Origin of the sequence: Limnohabitans sp. B9-3 (assembly GCF_002778325.1) — a bacterium.
GTDB lineage: Bacteria > Pseudomonadota > Gammaproteobacteria > Burkholderiales > Burkholderiaceae_C > Limnohabitans > Limnohabitans kasalickyi.
Genome location: NZ_NESI01000008.1, coordinates 86,292 through 102,819, shown reverse-complemented (window position 1 = coordinate 102,819; position 16,528 = coordinate 86,292). Strand labels below are relative to the sequence as shown.

Annotated in this window: 12 protein-coding genes; 2 read left to right on the top strand and 10 right to left on the bottom strand. The window is 57.0% G+C overall.

From position 1 onward, the window contains the following. The first annotated feature begins 18 nt into the window (after nucleotides 1-18). Nucleotides 19-1,035: a tripartite tricarboxylate transporter substrate binding protein gene (locus B9Z42_RS12765; protein WP_100133790.1), complete on the top strand. Its 1,017-nt coding sequence runs from the start codon at nucleotides 19-21 to the stop codon at nucleotides 1,033-1,035. 35 nt (nucleotides 1,036-1,070) lie between these two features. Here B9Z42_RS12765 and B9Z42_RS12760 read toward each other — a convergent pair whose 3' ends face one another. From B9Z42_RS12760 to B9Z42_RS12740, 5 genes are all read right to left on the bottom strand, one after another. Beyond that, nucleotides 1,071-2,498 (bottom strand): bifunctional serine/threonine-protein kinase/universal stress protein, encoded by a 1,428-nt coding sequence (locus tag B9Z42_RS12760; protein WP_100133789.1) that lies wholly within the window; start codon nucleotides 2,496-2,498, stop codon nucleotides 1,071-1,073. Beyond that, nucleotides 2,495-3,271 carry a metallophosphoesterase gene (locus B9Z42_RS12755; protein ID WP_100133788.1) on the bottom strand — a complete coding sequence of 259 codons (777 nt, stop codon included), beginning with the start codon at nucleotides 3,269-3,271 and terminating at the stop codon, nucleotides 2,495-2,497. The genes B9Z42_RS12760 and B9Z42_RS12755 overlap by 4 nt, the downstream gene beginning before the upstream one ends. A 36-nt stretch (nucleotides 3,272-3,307) precedes the next feature. Continuing rightward, on the bottom strand, nucleotides 3,308-4,156 hold the full coding sequence (locus B9Z42_RS12750) for a 3-hydroxybutyryl-CoA dehydrogenase (protein ID WP_100133787.1): 849 nt from the start codon (nucleotides 4,154-4,156) through the stop codon (nucleotides 3,308-3,310). A gap of 61 nt (nucleotides 4,157-4,217) precedes the next feature. Continuing rightward, the gene (locus tag B9Z42_RS12745; RefSeq protein WP_100133786.1) at nucleotides 4,218-4,985 is read right to left on the bottom strand and encodes an ABC transporter permease; all 768 of its coding nucleotides are present in this window, start codon (nucleotides 4,983-4,985) and stop codon (nucleotides 4,218-4,220) included. Between the two features lie 3 nt (nucleotides 4,986-4,988). Beyond that, complete coding sequence (locus tag B9Z42_RS12740; protein WP_100133785.1) at nucleotides 4,989-5,912, bottom strand: ATP-binding cassette domain-containing protein; 924 nt, start codon at nucleotides 5,910-5,912, stop codon at nucleotides 4,989-4,991. Nucleotides 5,913-5,943: 31 nt separating this feature from the next. On the opposite strand from B9Z42_RS12740, the gene asd reads away from it, so the two are divergent. Continuing rightward, a complete protein-coding gene (asd, locus tag B9Z42_RS12735) occupies nucleotides 5,944-6,813 on the top strand; it encodes an archaetidylserine decarboxylase (protein WP_100133784.1) in 870 nt (289 codons plus the stop codon). 57 nt (nucleotides 6,814-6,870) lie between these two features. Here the strand turns inward: asd and B9Z42_RS12730 are convergent, their stop codons facing one another. From B9Z42_RS12730 to B9Z42_RS12710, 5 genes are all read right to left on the bottom strand, one after another. Then, on the bottom strand, nucleotides 6,871-8,832 hold the full coding sequence (locus tag B9Z42_RS12730) for a PhoX family phosphatase (protein ID WP_100133783.1): 1,962 nt from the start codon (nucleotides 8,830-8,832) through the stop codon (nucleotides 6,871-6,873). A 96-nt stretch (nucleotides 8,833-8,928) separates the two neighbouring features. Next, nucleotides 8,929-10,422 carry an AMP nucleosidase gene (locus B9Z42_RS12725; RefSeq protein ID WP_100133782.1) on the bottom strand — a complete coding sequence of 498 codons (1,494 nt, stop codon included), beginning with the start codon at nucleotides 10,420-10,422 and terminating at the stop codon, nucleotides 8,929-8,931. Between the two features lie 84 nt (nucleotides 10,423-10,506). Then, nucleotides 10,507-13,800, bottom strand: coding sequence for a fused isobutyryl-CoA mutase/GTPase IcmF (icmF, locus tag B9Z42_RS12720; protein ID WP_100133781.1), 3,294 nt, complete (start codon nucleotides 13,798-13,800; stop codon nucleotides 10,507-10,509). 205 nt (nucleotides 13,801-14,005) lie between these two features. Next, nucleotides 14,006-15,865 (bottom strand): TRAP transporter large permease subunit, encoded by a 1,860-nt coding sequence (locus B9Z42_RS12715; protein WP_100133780.1) that lies wholly within the window; start codon nucleotides 15,863-15,865, stop codon nucleotides 14,006-14,008. Beyond that, a complete protein-coding gene (locus B9Z42_RS12710) occupies nucleotides 15,862-16,527 on the bottom strand; it encodes a TRAP transporter small permease subunit (protein WP_100133779.1) in 666 nt (221 codons plus the stop codon). Before B9Z42_RS12710 ends, B9Z42_RS12715 begins: the two co-directional genes overlap by 4 nt. Nucleotide 16,528: the final 1 nt, after the last annotated feature.

Here is a 16,528-nt window from a genome sequence, read left to right as displayed (position 1 = left end):
ATTTATTCAGGAGATCGCATGTTGTTACGTCGAAATTTATTGCAATTGAGCCTTCAAGCCGCTGTGTTGGCTGGGGCCGCATTCACGGGTTTGCATGCGCACGCTCAAGCTCAAGCCTGGCCTGCCAAGCCAGTGCGCATCGTGGTGCCTTTTGCCCCAGGCGGTACCACCGACATCTTGGCGCGCGCCATGGCGCCAGAGTTAACCAAAGCGTTTGGTCAAACCTTCTTTGTGGAGAACAAGGCCGGCGCAGGCGGCAACCTTGGTGCTGAACAAGTGGCCAAATCCGCCAACGATGGCTACACCTTGCTCATGGGCACGGTGGGCACACATGGCATCAACCGCGCGCTGTACAGCAAGCTGCCCTATGACCCTTTCAAAGACTTCGCCCCCATCACCGTGGTGGCGGGTGTGCCCAACGTGATGGTGGTCAACGCCGAGGTGGCCAAGTCGCGCAACATCAACAACATGGCCGACTTCATCGCGTATGCCAAAGCCAACCCGGCCAAACTCAACATGGCGTCCAGCGGCAACGGCACTTCCATTCACTTGTCGGGTGAGTTGTTCAAGAGCATGAGCGGCATCTTCATGGTTCATTTCCCTTACAAGGGTTCAGGCCCCGCGTTGCTCGACCTGTTGGGCGGCTCCATGGACGTGATGTACGACAACCTGCCCTCGTCCATTCCGCACATCAAATCAGGCAAGCTCAAAGCCCTGGCCGTCACCAGCATCCAGCGTTCCGCGGCTGTGCCTGACGTGCCCACGGTAGAGGAGGCGGGCGGCCCGAGCATGAAGGGCTTTGATGCCAGTTCATGGTTTGGTTTGTTGGCACCTGCAGGTACGTCACCTGAGGTGGTCGTGCGTATTCAGCAAGAAGTGGCGAAGGCCTTGAACTCACCAGCGATCAAAGAAAAACTGCTGGCGCAAGGTGCTATTCCTGGTGGTAACACACCGGCTGATTTCGCCAAGTTCATTGACGCCGAGCACAAGAAGTGGGCGCAAGTGGTGAAGATGTCGGGCGCCAAGGTCGACTGACCCGAGTTTGATTGACGCAAGGTTGAAGCAGGTGCTCAAAGCCTCTCAAAAGGCAAGGCCTGTTTCACCAACATCACGGTGCAAGGGGCCGCCATGGCCACCTTGATGGGCACAGTCGTTACCCATCGTTGCATGGGTAACCCGTGCGTGGCTGCACCCATCACCAACATGCTCACGTGGTTGCCCTCGGCATAGCGCAGCAGGGCATGCGCCACATCATCTGCCTCCAGCACATGAAACGACGTGGGGTGGTCCTCGATGTCCAGCGGTTGCGCCCATTGGTGCAGCTGGTGCAGGTGCAAGCGGTGGACGGAGGTTTCACTGTGTGCACTGTCCGTGGCGCTGGTTTGGCTGCTTGCAATCACGGTCACCACGGTCAAGCGCGCGCCGGGTCTATTTTTTAAAACACGGGCTACGGCTTGGCGCAACGCGAACAGGCTGGCGTCACTCGCTTCATGGTGTGGCACAGCCACCATCACGATGGGCACCTCGTCAATTTGCTGCGTGGGCATGGCGCTGGGTTGGTAGTGCATGCCCGCTGCTTTGAGCCAGCGTTTGAGGTGCGTCCAAAAAGACGTGCCTTGCAGTTGCTTGCCGCGCGCCGTGATGTGAATGTCTGAGGGGTGTTCCAAGTCAAACGCCAGATGAGCGGCCGAGGGGTAGCGCTTGGCAGCTTCGGGCTCAAGACAGCGCAGCACCACCTCTTGCAGCCATTCAGGCAAGTCGGTGCGATGCTGACGTGGCGGCTGAGGGTCCATCCACAAACGCTGACGCATACCGGCATCCGTTTGCGGGTTTCCAAAGGGCAACTCGCCGGTGGCCAACTCGTACAGCACCACGCCCAGCGCAAAGATGTCACTACGCGGATCACCTCGAACGCCCACCACTTGCTCGGGCGCAATCCATGCGGGTGAGCCGACGGCTTTGCGCAGCTCTTCGGCGAGCAAGTCGGGGTAATGCGCGTGGCAAGACAACCCAAAGTCGAGCAGCACCGCATGACCATCGGGCTGTATCAACACGTTGGCGGGTTTGATGTCCAGGTGGCAAACGTTTTGCTGGTGCAAGCTGTGTATCGCGCGGGAGATGGCTGCGCCAATGTGGGCAATCTCTGCGGCGCTAGGGCGTGTGTGCTGTGCGCTGAATTGATCGAGCAGCTGTTGCAAGGTTTGGCCTGGCACATGCGCCATCACCAAATAAGGCAAATTCACCAAGTCGCCTGCCGCCACAAACCGAGGCACATGGGGGCCTTGCAACACTTGCAAGATTTGATGCTCAACTTCGAAGCTCACAATGTTTTCGGCACCGTCACCCGCTGTCATGCGTGGCACCTTCATGACCATCGCAAACGGCGCGGGCCGATCGTCAGCGTAAGTCACGTCGTAAATGTGGGCCATGCCGCCAGCGTGCAGACAGGCGCCGACACGAAAGCCGTCAAGCAGGGTGCCAGGCTCTAGACGCTTCATTGCCCCGTCTCCAGTCGGCGTGCGCAAAACTCCGGTAAGCCGGCTTCGCGTACGGCGCGTGCCGCAGCCATGTGGTCGTAAGCCACCCGGTGAAAGGTGAGTTGGCCAGCGTTATCGTCAAACAAGGCATACATGGCGCGAGGGTTGCCATCGCGCGGTTGGCCCACCGAGCCGACCGTAGCGATCCAGCGGCGGTGAGATGCCACGGGAATGGCCACGCCTGCTGTGGGTTTGAAGGCCATCAACTGGCGTCCCGTGCCACGGTAATACAGCGACGGGTGGTGCACATGACCGCCAAACACATAGCGCACTTCGGGGTTGGCGCACGCGGCATCCAAGCTCAAGGCGGCAAGACGTTCGTCGGTGATGTAGCGCCATTTCTCAGGCGCATCGGCGCTGGCATGCACCAGCAAGCATTGCTCAAGGTGTGCCGTGAGAGGCAAGACTTCTAGCCAAAAGCGCTGGGCGGGGGTGAGTTGGTCGTGTGTCCACGCCGATGTTTGGCTGCCCAGTGTTTGATCTTTTGAGAGGTCTGACCCAGGTGTCATGCCCGCGTGTCTTTGCACTAACTCTTCATGGTTGCCCCGCAGCACGATGGCGCCTTGCGCTTGAAGCGCCTGGCAGCGCGCCACCACTTGCGACGGATAGGCACCGTAGCCCACCAAGTCGCCGAGCACCGCGATGCGGTCGGCCCCTTGCGTTTGTGCATGCAACAAGCACGCTTCTAACGCATGCAAGTTGCTGTGCACATCAGAAAGCAAGGCCAGTTTCATGGCGCTAGGTGTACGGCTGAGCGTGAACAGTGAGGCTCAATAAACGTAAACGCCACGGCCCGTTTTGCGGCCCAATTGACCGGCGGCCACCATTTCTTTCAGCAACGGGCAAGGGCGGTATTTGCTGTCGCCGTACTCGTTGAGGTAAACCTCCATCACCGCCAAGCACACGTCCAAGCCAATCATGTCGGCCAAGGCCAGGGGACCAATGGGTTGGTTGCAGCCGAGCACCATGCCGGCATCGATGTCTTTGGCGGTGGCGAGGCCTTCTGCCAACACAAAGAAGGCTTCGTTGATCATGGGCACCAAGATGCGGTTCACCACAAAACCTGGGGCGTTCTTCACCGTGATGGGGGTCTTGCCCAGGCGGGTGGACAACTCATGCACGGCGGCGTGCGTGGCGTCTGAGGTTTGCAAACCACGGATGATTTCAACCAGCGCCATCATGGGCACGGGGTTGAAAAAATGCATGCCAATGAAACGGTCGGCACGTGTGGTGACTGCGGCGAGTTTGGTAATGGAAATGGACGAGGTGTTCGACGCAATCAACACGCTGGCATCGAGCAAGGCATCCACTTGCTTCAAGATTTTGACCTTGAGCTCAAAATTTTCGGTGGCGGCTTCGATGACCAATTGCGTGTCTTTGAGGTCGTCGTAGCTGGTGCTGACTTTGACGCGAGCCAGCGCTGCAGCTTTGTCGTCTTCGGTGATTTTTTCTTTTTTGATCAAGCGGTCCAAACTGCTCGAAATGGTGGCCACGCCTTTGGCGACAGCCGCCTCCGAAATGTCCACCATCACCACGTTCACGCCTGATACGGCACACGCTTGTGCGATGCCGTTGCCCATGGTGCCGGCACCGATGATGCCTACGGTTTGAATGCTCATTGGAAAACTCCCTTAGCTGGTTGAATCAAAAGAACGATGTTAGCGGGTGATGTGTATGACTTCAGGCCTTGAAGCGCTTCTTCGTCAGGTGCAACGCGATTTTCCAAGCCACCACCGTGTACAAAGCCAACACACCCAAATGCAGCGCCACATCCGTGGGCCATTGGTCCATGAACAAAGGCCGAATCAAGGCAATCGCTTGCGTCAACGGCAGCCATTCAGAGATGTCGCGCACGACGCTTGGCAGCTGATCGCGGGGAAAGAACACACCGCTCAAAAACATCATGGGCGTGAGAAACAGTGTGAAATAGTAAGAGAAGAAATCGTAGCCCTTGGCCAGTGCATTGAAGATGAGCGCAATGCAACTGAAGGTGATGCCGACAAACAGCAGAATGGGCCAAGCGGCCAGCAACTTCCAGCTGTGTGTGATGCCCAGCGCCACCATCACAGCCAAGATGGCGGTGATGGTGAACAGCGCTTTGAACGCCGCCCACAGCATTTCGGCCAGCAGCACATCGTTCAAACGCATGGGGGCGTTCAAGATGCCGTCCCATGTTTTTTGCACATGCATGCGTGAAAAAGCGGAGTACAGCGCTTCAAACGTGGCGGCGTTCATGGCGCTCATGCAAATGGAACCACTGGCTAAAAACAAGATGTAAGGCACCTTCTCGCCGTCCAAAGTGACTTCGCCGATCAAGGCGCCCATGCCGTAGCCAAACGCCACCAGCCACATCAAAGGTTCGGCGATGTTGGCGACCAAACTAGGGAGGGCGAGCTTGCGCCACACCAAGAGGTTGCGCAAGAAGACGGGCCAGAAACGGAAATACATGGTTTAGCCCTCTTCGCGGATTTGGCGTCCGGTCATTTTTAAAAACAAATCTTCTAGGTTGGCGGGGCGGTGCAGCGTACGTAGGCCGGCGTGGGCGTTGAGTGCTTGCAGCACTTGCGCGGCATCTTGGGTGTAGAAAAACACGGTTTCGCCACTTGTCTCCACGCGTTGCGCCAAGGCCGCGATGGGGCTGCCTACCAAGGCCAAGGCGCCGTTGCCATACACCTCCACCACATCGGGCTCCAGGTGCTGCGCGATCAAGTCACGGGGTGTGCCTTCGGCAATTTTTTTGCCATGGTCCAGCACCAGCAGGCGGTTGCACAAGCGCTCGGCCTCGTCCATGAAGTGGGTGGTCAGCAAAATTGATTTACCTTGTTGCAGCAGTTGTTGCAAACGCTCCCACATCAGGTGGCGTGCTTGCGGGTCGAGACCGGTGGTGGGCTCGTCGAGCAGCAGCAAATCGGGGTTGTTGATGAGCGCACGCGCCAGGCTGAGGCGGCGCTTCATGCCGCCCGACAATTCGCCGGGTTTGGCGTTGGCTTTGTGCGAGAGCGCGGCAAACTCCAGCAGCTGCGGAATGCGCGCTTGAATGGTGGCTTTCTTCAGCCCAAAGTAGCGGCCAAACGTCAACAGGTTTTCAGCGCAGGTGAAGTCGGGGTCGAGCGTGTCGAACTGGCTCACCACGCCTAGGCGGGCTTTGATGCCCAGTGCATCTTCGGGCATGGACAAGTCAAAGGCGCGAATGCTGCCGCTGTCGGGTTTGGCGAGGCCCAGACACATGCGCAGCGTGGTGGTTTTACCTGCGCCGTTGGGGCCAATCACGCCCAGACATTCGCCAGGGGCAATGCTGAAAGACACGTCGTTCACCACGGTGTGGTCACCGTAACGTTTGACCAGATGTTGGCATTCAAAAAGTGGGGTGCTCATGCGCTAGATTGTGCCCGCCTAAAATTGCCAAATGAATGAAAAAACCTTTGTCGCCTTGCAACACGTCATGCCCAAACAGTGGCTCACGCAATTCGCGGGCGCTGTGGCGCGTGCGCGTGGCGGCAAATGGACGCACGCCTTGATCAAGTGGTTTGTGGGCAAGTACCAAGTCAACATGGACGAGGCCGCGCAACCCGACATCACGCAGTACGCCTGTTTCAACGACTTCTTCACCCGCGCCCTCAAGCCCGGCGCACGCCCCTTGGCCGATGCCGCATTTGTGTGCCCCGTGGACGGCGCCATCAGCCAACTGGGGCACATCAACGGCGACCAAATTTTTCAGGCCAAAGGCCACAGCTACAGCACACAAGCCTTGGTGGGCGGCGACGCCACCTTGGCCGCGCAGTTCTCTGACGGCGAGTTCGCCACGATTTACCTCAGCCCCAAGGACTACCACCGCATTCACATGCCCAGCGCAGGCCGTTTGCGCCGGATGATTCATGTGCCCGGTGATTTGTTCTCGGTCAACCCTGCCACGGCGCGTGGCGTGCCCGGCTTGTTTGCGCGCAATGAGCGTGTGGTGTGTGTGTTTGACATGCCTGTCGACGCTTCTGCCAATGCAAGCGTGTCGCCCAAGCAATTTGTGTTGGTGCTCGTGGGCGCCACCATCGTGGGCAGCATGGCCACCCCGTGGCACGGCGTGGTCAACCCTCCGCGCCCAGGCAAGGTGCGCGAGTGGACCTATGACGACCCTAAGCTGAGCTTGAAGCAGGGCGAGGAAATGGGGCGCTTTTTGTTGGGCTCTACCGTGGTGCTGCTGTGGCCTAAGAACACCATTGCGCTCAACCCCGCTTGGCATGCAGGGCAGGGGGTGAGGCTGGGCGAGAAGATGGGTGATTAGATATAAAAAAGCCCCCAAAGGCGTGAGCCAATGGGGGCCGCTTAATTCAGCTGAAATTTAGCTGAGCTTCATTTGGCTGGGTGATGCCGTTAAGTAGCCAACGGCTGCACCGAACTTGTCTTTGTAATTGGCTTTGAGCAGAGGATCAAGCGTTGTCCGCAGCGTAGTGCTGTGAATGCCGCCCCAATCGCCAGCGTGCTGGAAGTTGCTCATGATGTAGGTCCAGCCATTCAACTCATCCACCGCATGCAGGCCCGTTGACTCGCCGCCTGCTGGAATCGACATGATGCGTGACAACGCTTTTGTATCGACGTTATAAGCCCACAAGAAATTGTTCACATGCTGGCCACTGTCTTCGCCAATGAACAGCGTGCGCATTTTTTCCGAGAACTTCAAGTTGTCAGGGTTTGCAATTTTTTCTGGGTCAGCGGTGTTGCCCAATGCATCTGCTGTGATGTCTTTGCCTGTGATCAATGTTTTGATGTCAGCCGGCATCCACTCGCTCACAATGTTTGCACCCGCTGTATCTTTGATACCACCCTTTAAAGACAATGCCATCACAGCCCCTGCATTCAGCGCTGCAGGGATTCCAATGCCGTTACCGACAGTATTGAGGGCATTACCTGTGACCATGGATGTGACGCAATTCTGCAAAGCAGAGTAAGCCACTTTATCTTTGATGTTGACCGTTGTGCCTTCCATCTTGGAGAAGCCCATTGATGCGCCAACCAATGACGCGTAGCGATGGGTTTCCAAGAAGGCTGCCGCTTTTTCCATCCCGGCTACCAACTTGACCCATTCCGTTTTGCCGTTGGCATTGATCTTGGTGTAAGTCGCATCACTTGGATCTGCTGTTTTGACGTCCATGATTTGAGTAGATGTCAGTGTGCTCGCCAATCGATGAATCTCAGCGCTGGTTGCAGAGCCAAGTTTGATCCATGTCATAGGCGCAGCAGCGGCAGCTGGGTCGAGGCTGTAACCTGTACCTACCTTGGCCACATACAACGTGCCAGCAGACAGGTCTTTTTCTTTGTCGGCCACAAACACGAAATAGCCACTGTTCGTGGCGTCATCGCCCATCAAAACCGTACGGTTGTCAGGCATGACTTGAACCAGTTCGTGTGAAATACGGCCCATGCAATAGTGCTTTTTGATCGTTGCTGTGCCGTCCGCATTGACCGTGACTTCAGGCATGTGGCCGTAGTGGTAGGGGTTTGCAGCCGTTTCGCTGCCATACAGGTTTTTGCTGAACGCTTTGAATTGCGCATCGGTCCCTGCTGCGACCGCGACCGCGTTGGGTTCGTACTCTTCGCTGGACAGGTGTGTGCCCCAAGGCGAGATGCTTGCGCCGCAGGTGATCCACAGGCCGTGCACATTGGATGTGTCGATATTGTGATATTTCACCAATGACAATTTGCCGGTGCTGCTGTCTTGGTCGAGTGTGAGTACGGCGATCGGCGATGGCAATTTGCCATACATGCCTGTCGTGCCGTCTTTGGCCCATGTGGTGTATTCAAATTGCACGACTGCAAAAACGGTGTTGCCTTTTACGCCTGCGACTTTTGCGTTGGCCACTGTCAGCAAAGAGGTGCCATCTGGTGCGTCAGAGAAGAACTGTCGGCTTGCACCCGTTCCGGTTGTGTCCATGATCGGCTGGTTATAGATGTCGACATAACCACCTGCTAAAACTGTTCCGCCATTGCCATCAGAGACCATATCGCCTGTTGTGAAAAATGGCTGGTATGCCAGCGCGAAATCTTTTTTCGTGCCATCAACATAGTTCACTGTCATGGTCGACCCAACTTTGGTGGTCGCCATGTCCGCCGCGCTTGCTAACGCTGGCGCTGCCATGTGGCTGAACGATACGTCTTTGAATGCGGCAGTTGCTGCAACAGAGTCAGTGCTGCCGCAAGCAGAGAGCAATGTACCGGTGCCAACCATCGAGGCAGTCAGTGGGAGCATCGGTGCAGCTCCAAAGAGTTGAAGCAGACCGCGTCGAGAAATATTAGGTGAACTCATAAAAAAACTCCAAGTGAAGATGTTTGTTAGAAACGTCCTCCATCTTGGAGTTTGAGTATGTCAACAGTATTTCGAATTTATTTCAAAAATATGAAATCATTGAAACGCCACCTCAGCAAAACTCCGCAACTTGCGGCTGTGCAGTTGCGCAGGCCCTTGTTGTCTTAAAAGCTCAATCGCTCGCATCCCAATGCGCAAATGCTGGTCCACGCGCTCGCGGTAAAAGTGGTTGGCCATACCCGGTAGTTTGATTTCGCCGTGCAGCGGTTTGTCGCTCACGCACAGCAGCGTGCCGTAGGGCACGCGAAACCTAAATCCATTCGCAGCAATGGTGGCGCTTTCCATGTCCAGTGCGACGGCGCGGCTTTGGCTGAAGCGGCGTTGCGGGGTGTTGTTGGGCAGCAGCTCCCAATTGCGGTTGTCGGTGCTGGCCACCGTGCCTGTGCGCAAGATACGTTTGAGTTCTGGGCCCTCGCATTGCGTCACATCCTTCACCGCTTGCTCGAGCGCGACTTGAATTTCGGCCAGTGCAGGGATGGGCACCCACAGCGGTAACTCTTCGTCCAGCACATGGTCCTCGCGCACATAGCCGTGGGCCAACACGTAGTCGCCCAGCTGCTGCGTGTTACGTAAGCCCGCGCAATGGCCCAGCATCAGCCAGGCATGCGGGCGCAGTACGGCAATGTGGTCGGTGATGTTTTTGGCGTTGGCGGGGCCCACACCAATGTTGACCATGGTGATGCCCGTGTGGTCGGCGCGCACCAAGTGGTAGCCGGGCATTTGTGGCAAACGCGGTGGCACTTTGCCCAGCGCGTCATTCGCTTCTGCGGCCAAACCCACACGACGCGTCACCACGTTGCCGGGCTCCACAAATGCGATGTATTCGCTGTGGGGGTCTTGCATGGTCTCCAGACCTAAGCGCACAAACTCGTCGATGTAGAACTGGTAGTTGGTGAACAACACGTAGTTCTGAAAATGCTCAGGGCTGGTGCCGCTGTAGTGGCGCAGGCGCTGTAGCGAGTAGTCCATGCGTGCGGCGGTGAACAGCGACAAAGGCTGTGGCTCACCCGCTTTCGCTTCGAAGGTGCCGTTGGCAATGCCGTCGTCCATGGCGGTGAGGTCGGGCAGGTCAAACACCTCGCGCATCAGTTGTCGGCGCTCGGCGCTCATCTCGCCTTCCACATGGTCGTTGTCGGCAAACGAGAAGTGCACAGGAATAGGTTGGTGGCTGACGCCCACTTCGAGGGAGCCGCCGTGGTTTTGCAGCAGCAGGCGGAATTGCTCACGGTAATAAGCAGCAAATAAATCGGGGCGGGTGAGTGTGGTTTCGTAGCGGCCAGGCTCGGCCACAAAGCCGTAGCTCAGACTGCCGCCATCGGTGCTCGCTTGCAACGCACCTGTCTTTGTGTGGATGCGCACGAACGGGTAAAACGCCCTCACGCGTTGCTCAAAGTGCATGCCCGCCACAAACTCGCGCATGGCGTGACGTAAGTGGTCAAGGCTGGTTTGGTACAGCGCTTGCACTTGGGCCAAGGCGCTGTCTGGGTCGGTGTGATGGGTGGGGGCGGTGAAGGGGGGGCGGATGCTCATGAAGAGATGTTAAGGCCGCCCAATGACACATCGATATCCTTGCAAATTAAACATGGCATATTAAAAATACAAGGAGAAATCAATTTACATATTGCGTCGGTACTGCCCCCCCACCTCAAACAAGGCATGGGTAATCTGCCCCAGTGAACACACACGCACCGCATCCATCAACACCTCAAACACGTTAGCGTTGTCGATCACCGCTTGTTGCAGGCGTTTGATTTGCACAGCCGCCGCGTCTTTGTGGCGGGCGTGGAAGTCGTGCAAGCGGTTCAGCTGGCTTTGCTTTTCTTCTTCAGTGGAGCGTGCAAGTTCCAGTTTGTCCATCACTTGCTCGCCGTGTGGGTTGCGGAAAGTGTTGACGCCAATGATGGGCAGCTCGCCGGTGTGCTTGAGCATTTCGTAGGTCATCGATTCGTCTTGAATCTTGCCGCGTTGGTAGCCGGTTTCCATCGCGCCCAACACACCGCCGCGCTCGGCAATGCGCTCGAACTCGGCCAGCACAGCCTCTTCCACCAACTCGGTGAGGTCTTCAATGATGAAGGCGCCTTGGCTTGGGTTTTCGTTTTTGGCCAAGCCCCACTCGCGGTTGATGATGAGCTGAATCGCCATGGCGCGACGCACCGAGTCTTCGGTGGGCGTGGTGATGGCTTCGTCAAACGCGTTGGTGTGCAGGCTGTTGCAGTTGTCGTAAATCGCAATCAGCGCTTGCAGCGTGGTACGGATGTCGTTGAACTGAATCTCTTGCGCGTGCAGTGAACGGCCTGAAGTTTGAATGTGGTATTTCAGTTTCTGTGAACGCTCATTCGCGCCGTATTTCTCTTTCATCGCCACCGCCCAAATGCGACGTGCCACGCGGCCCATCACGGTGTACTCGGGGTCCATGCCGTTGCTGAAGAAGAAGCTCAGGTTGGGCGCGAAGTCGTCAATGTGCATGCCGCGCGCCAAGTAGGCTTCCACAAAGGTGAAGCCGTTGGACAACGTGAACGCCAATTGCGAAATGGGGTTGGCCCCCGCTTCGGCAATGTGATAACCGCTGATCGACACGCTGTAGAAATTGCGCACTTGGTTGTGCACAAAGTACTGCGCGATGTCGCCCATCACCTTCAGGCTGAACTCGGTCGAGAACAGGCAGGTGTTCTGCCCTTGGTCTTCTTTCAAGATGTCGGCTTGCACCGTGCCGCGCACGTTTTGCATGACCCAGGCTTTGATGTCGGCGGCCTCGGCATCGGTCGGATCGCGCCCTTTGTCGGCCTTGAACTTGTCCAAGTTTTGGTCAATGGCCGTGTTCATGAACATGGCCAAGATCGAGGGCGCAGGACCGTTGATGGTCATCGACACACTGGTGGTCGGGTTGCACAGGTCAAACCCGTCGTACAACACCTTCATGTCGTCGAGCGTGGCCACGTTCACGCCAGAGTTGCCCACTTTGCCGTAAATATCGGGGCGCACATCGGGGTCGTTACCGTAGAGCGTGACCGAGTCAAACGCGGTAGACAAGCGTTTGGCGGGCAGGCCTTCGCTCACCAGCTTGAAGCGGCGGTTGGTGCGGAAGGGGTCGCCTTCGCCCGCAAACATGCGGGTGGGGTCTTCGCCTTCACGCTTAAATGGGAAGGTGCCAGCGGTGTAGGGGTAGCTGCCGGGCACGTTGTCGAGCATGAGCCACTTCAAAATTTCGCCGTGGTCTTCGTAGGTGGGCAAGGCCACTTTGCGAACCACAGTGCCGCTGAGGGACTTGGTGGTGAGTGCAGTGCGAATTTCTTTGTCGCGAATTTTCACCACGTACTCGTCGCCTGCGTAGGCGGCTTGTAGGTCGGGCCATTGGGCCAAGAGCTTGCGTTCGGGGGCGCCTAAGTTTTCTTCGCGGCTGAAGGCCAAGTCGATGGCGGCCTCAGAGGCTTTGGCGCGGCCGGGCTTGCCTTCCGACAACATCCGGGCGGCTTCGCGCAGTTGTTGAATTTCGCGGGCCAGTTTGGCTTGTGTGCGTGCACGCTTTTTGTAGCCGCGTACGGTGTCGGTAATTTCGGCCAAATAGCGTGTGCGTGCTGCGGGCACGATGGGTGTTTGGTTGCTGCTGTTGCGCACGTTGACCAGTGGCAAACGGCCTTCTTTGAAGCTCAAGCCCAACTCGCTCAGGCGGCCTTTGAGGGCTTGGTACAACGCCGTCACGCCGTCGTCGTTGAAGCGTGCAGCCATGGTTCCAAACACGGGCATTTGCTCGGTGGGCGTGTGCCAGGCTTCTTGGTTGCGCTGCACTTGTTTGGCCACATCACGCAGCGCGTCGCTGGCGCCTTTGCGGTCAAACTTGTTGATGGCCACAAACTCGGCAAAGTCGAGCATGTCGATTTTTTCCAACTGACTGGCTGCGCCAAACTCAGGCGTCATCACATACATGGGCACGTCCACATGCGGCACGATGGCTGCGTCGCCTTGGCCAATGCCGGATGTTTCCACAATGATCAAGTCAAAGCCTGCGCACTTGGTGGCGGCCAACACATCGGGCAATGCCGCGCTGATTTCGCTGCCAAAGTCGCGTGTGGCGAGTGAGCGCATGAACACGCGCTGGCCGCTGCGCCACGGTGAAATCGCATTCATGCGAATGCGGTCGCCCAGCAACGCGCCACCGCTCTTGCGGCGTGAGGGGTCAATCGAAATCACAGCAATCCGTAGCGCATCACCTTGGTCCAAACGGATGCGGCGTACCAGCTCGTCGGTGAGCGACGACTTGCCCGCACCGCCGGTCCCGGTGATGCCCAGCACCGGCACTTTGTGGTTCACCGATTCTGTGCGCACAGCGTCGACCATGGCAGGGTCAGCCTTCTCGTTCTCTAACGCCGTGATGAGCTGTGCCAACTTGCGCCACGCCATTTCGTCATGGCCTTGAATGTCTTTCACAGAAGAGGGCGCGAAGCTCGACAGGTCTTTGTCGCAGCGCATGATCATCTCGCCAATCATGCCTTGCAGACCCATCTTCTGGCCGTCTTCGGGGCTGTAAATGCGGGTCACGCCGTAGGCTTGAAGCTCGCGAATTTCGGGCGGCACGATCACACCGCCTCCGCCGCCAAACACCTGAATGTGTTCACCACCGCGCGCGCGCAACAAGTCGACCATGTACTTGAAGTACTCCACATGGCCGCCTTGATACGAGCTGATGGCAATGCCTTGCACGTCCTCTTGCAGTGCGGCCGTCACCACTTCGTCAACCGAGCGGTTGTGGCCCAAGTGAATCACCTCAGCGCCCATGCCCTGCAAGATGCGACGCATGATATTGATGGCCGCGTCGTGCCCGTCAAACAAACTGGCGGCAGTCACGAAGCGCACTTTTTGCGTGGGCTTGTAGTTGGCAAGGGCTTGGAATTCGGCGGACAGGTCAGTCATGGAAGGCTCCGAGAAAACGGCAGAGAGAACGGCAGAGAGAACGGCAGTGAAAACGCAGTTGATGGTTTACGTTTACGTAAACGTCAATGATAGCAACTTGGCAGCGTATGTGACAAGGAATTGCCCTGATACAAAAATAAAGCGGACCATAAAAAAGCCGCAGAGCCTTGAGGGCGCTGCGGCTTTGTCTGAGTCAAACCAAGGCTTATTTAGGGCCGTACAGGTAGTCAGGCAACCAGAGGGTGAGCCCTGGCCAGATGTACATCAGCACCATACAAATGATCACGATGAACATATAAGGCATCATGCCGGCAAAAATCTGATTGATGGTCACATGCGGCGGTGACACCCCTTTCAGATAGAAGGCTGACATCGCCACAGGCGGTGACAGGAATGCCGCTTGCAAGTTCACAAACACCAGCACGCCCCACAAGATCGGGTCGATTTGGAAGTGCGTCAGCAATGGCAAGAAGATGGGCACAAAAATCACGATGATTTCGGTCCACTCCAAAGGCCAGCCCAGCACAAAGATGACAGCTTGCGACAGCAGCATGAACTGCAGCGGCGTCAGGTCCATGGCCATGACCCACTGTTCCACCAAGCGCTGGCCACCCAAGACGGCAAACACGGCAGAGAACAAGGCCGAGCCCACAAACAACCAGCACACCATGGAGGTGGTTTTGGCTGTCAAGAACACCGCTTGTTTGGTCTTGTCAAAGTTCAGCGAACCCGACCACCAGGCCATGAGGAAGGCGCCCGTGGCACCCACAGCAGCCGATTCAGTCGCAGTCGCTAGACCTAACAAAATCACACCCAACACCACGGCAGTCAGGATGCCCAGCGGCATCACCGACTTGACCAGCAAGTTCAGGATCTCAAACTGCTCAGCGTCAAAGCCTTTGTAGTAGAAAACCAGCAGGCCGAACAGCACCAGTGCTGTGCCCCAGAACCCGGTGTAGAAACCCTCGGGCACTTCGATGACTTTGTCAGCTTCGACCACTTCATCGCCCAACGACATGGCGTTGTTATTGGCTTCAGGGGCATCGGCCACCTTATCGCCACCCATTTCTTCTAAACCTTCTGGCTCAGCGCTATCGGTGGTTTTTTCAGCCACGATGTCGGTGGTCATCTGCACAACTTCAGTGCCCGCTTGTGCATTGGCGTTGGCTTGTGAATAAATCACCACATACCACCACGACGTTGCCAACATGGCCACGACGATGAACACAGGGGCCAAGGCCATTGTGAAGCTACGCACCAACAAACCCCAGGTCACGCGCACATCAGGCACGCTGATTTGCAGTGCACGGCCAGGCATCAGCACCGCTTTCGCCATGGCTGGCAGCATGCGCTTGGAGTACTGCTCACCGAGTTTTTCCAGCCAAGGCGACACAGGCGCTCTGGTTTGTTCTTCCGGCAACTTAGGCGCAATCTTCGGGTCAATCAAGACCCAGCCGATGACATATACCAAGTACAAGAAAGCCAAGAAAAAGCCAGGGAACATCGCCGCGGCATACAACTTGACCACCGATTGGCCTGCCACAGCGGCGTACACAATGATCATCACCGAGGGGGGAATCAAAATGCCCAAGGTGCCGCCAGCCGTGATCACGCCTGCAGCCAAGCGCGTGTCATAGCCCGCGCTCAACATGGGGCGCATCGCGATGACACCCATCAGCACCACCACCGCGCCCACCAAACCGCTGGCAATGCCCCAGAAAGTGCAAATTACCAAAGTAGCCACAGCCAAAGAGCCAGGCAAACGGCGGAAGGCCAGCTGCACGCTGTGGAACATTTTGTCCACCAAGGCGCCCCGTTCCATCACATAGCCCATTAGCACGAACAGCGGGATGGATAGCAAGGTGTCGTTGGTCATCGCGCCGTAGGTGCGTTGAACCATCAGGTTAAAAACGCGGTTGTCCAACCAAGGCTCAGCAGGGTTGTAGAAGGCCGTGAAGCCAAACACCATGCCCAAACCCATCAGCGTGAACGCCGTTGGAAAGCCCATCATGATCACCACGATGATCAGGCAAAGCATCGTTAGTCCGAGTGCTGGATCGCTCATTTTTTCTCTCCCATCGAGCTACCACGCTGGTGGGCCTCATCGTCAATGTTTTTCGCGCGTTCAATCGCCTCGCGTTTGGCGTCTTCGTCGACATAAATACTGGCCGACAGTTGTTGCTCGACCACGTCAATTTCGTTGGCATCTTTCAAGCGTGCGGGCCATTCGCCGGTTTGTAGGCACACCACACAACGCACAATTTCAGCCAAGCCTTGCATCAACACAATGAAGCCGGTCAGCGGAATGATGGCCTTGAAGGGGTACAAGGGAATCGCGTCGGCGCTGTTGGTCATTTCGCGAATTGAGATGGCGTCGCCGGCGTAGGTCCAGCCTGCCCATGTCAAGGCGATCACGCCAGGCAAGAAGAACAAGATGTAGAGACCCAGATCAAGCGACGCTTGTGTGCGGGGTTTGGCGCTGCCGTAAAAAAAGTCGCCACGGACGTGGCCGTCTTGGCTCAGTGTGTAGGCGCCGCACATCATGAAGGCGGTGCCATACAGCATGTTGCTGGCCTCAAAAATCCAAGCGGTGGGGGCGTTCAAGGCGTAGCGCTTGAAAACTTCGCCCATCACCATCACCATCAGCACCACGATCAGCCATGCGAAGGCTTTGCCTACCCATGTGCTGATGTTGTCTGCTGTGTGAAGCAGTTTCAGTGTGTTCATA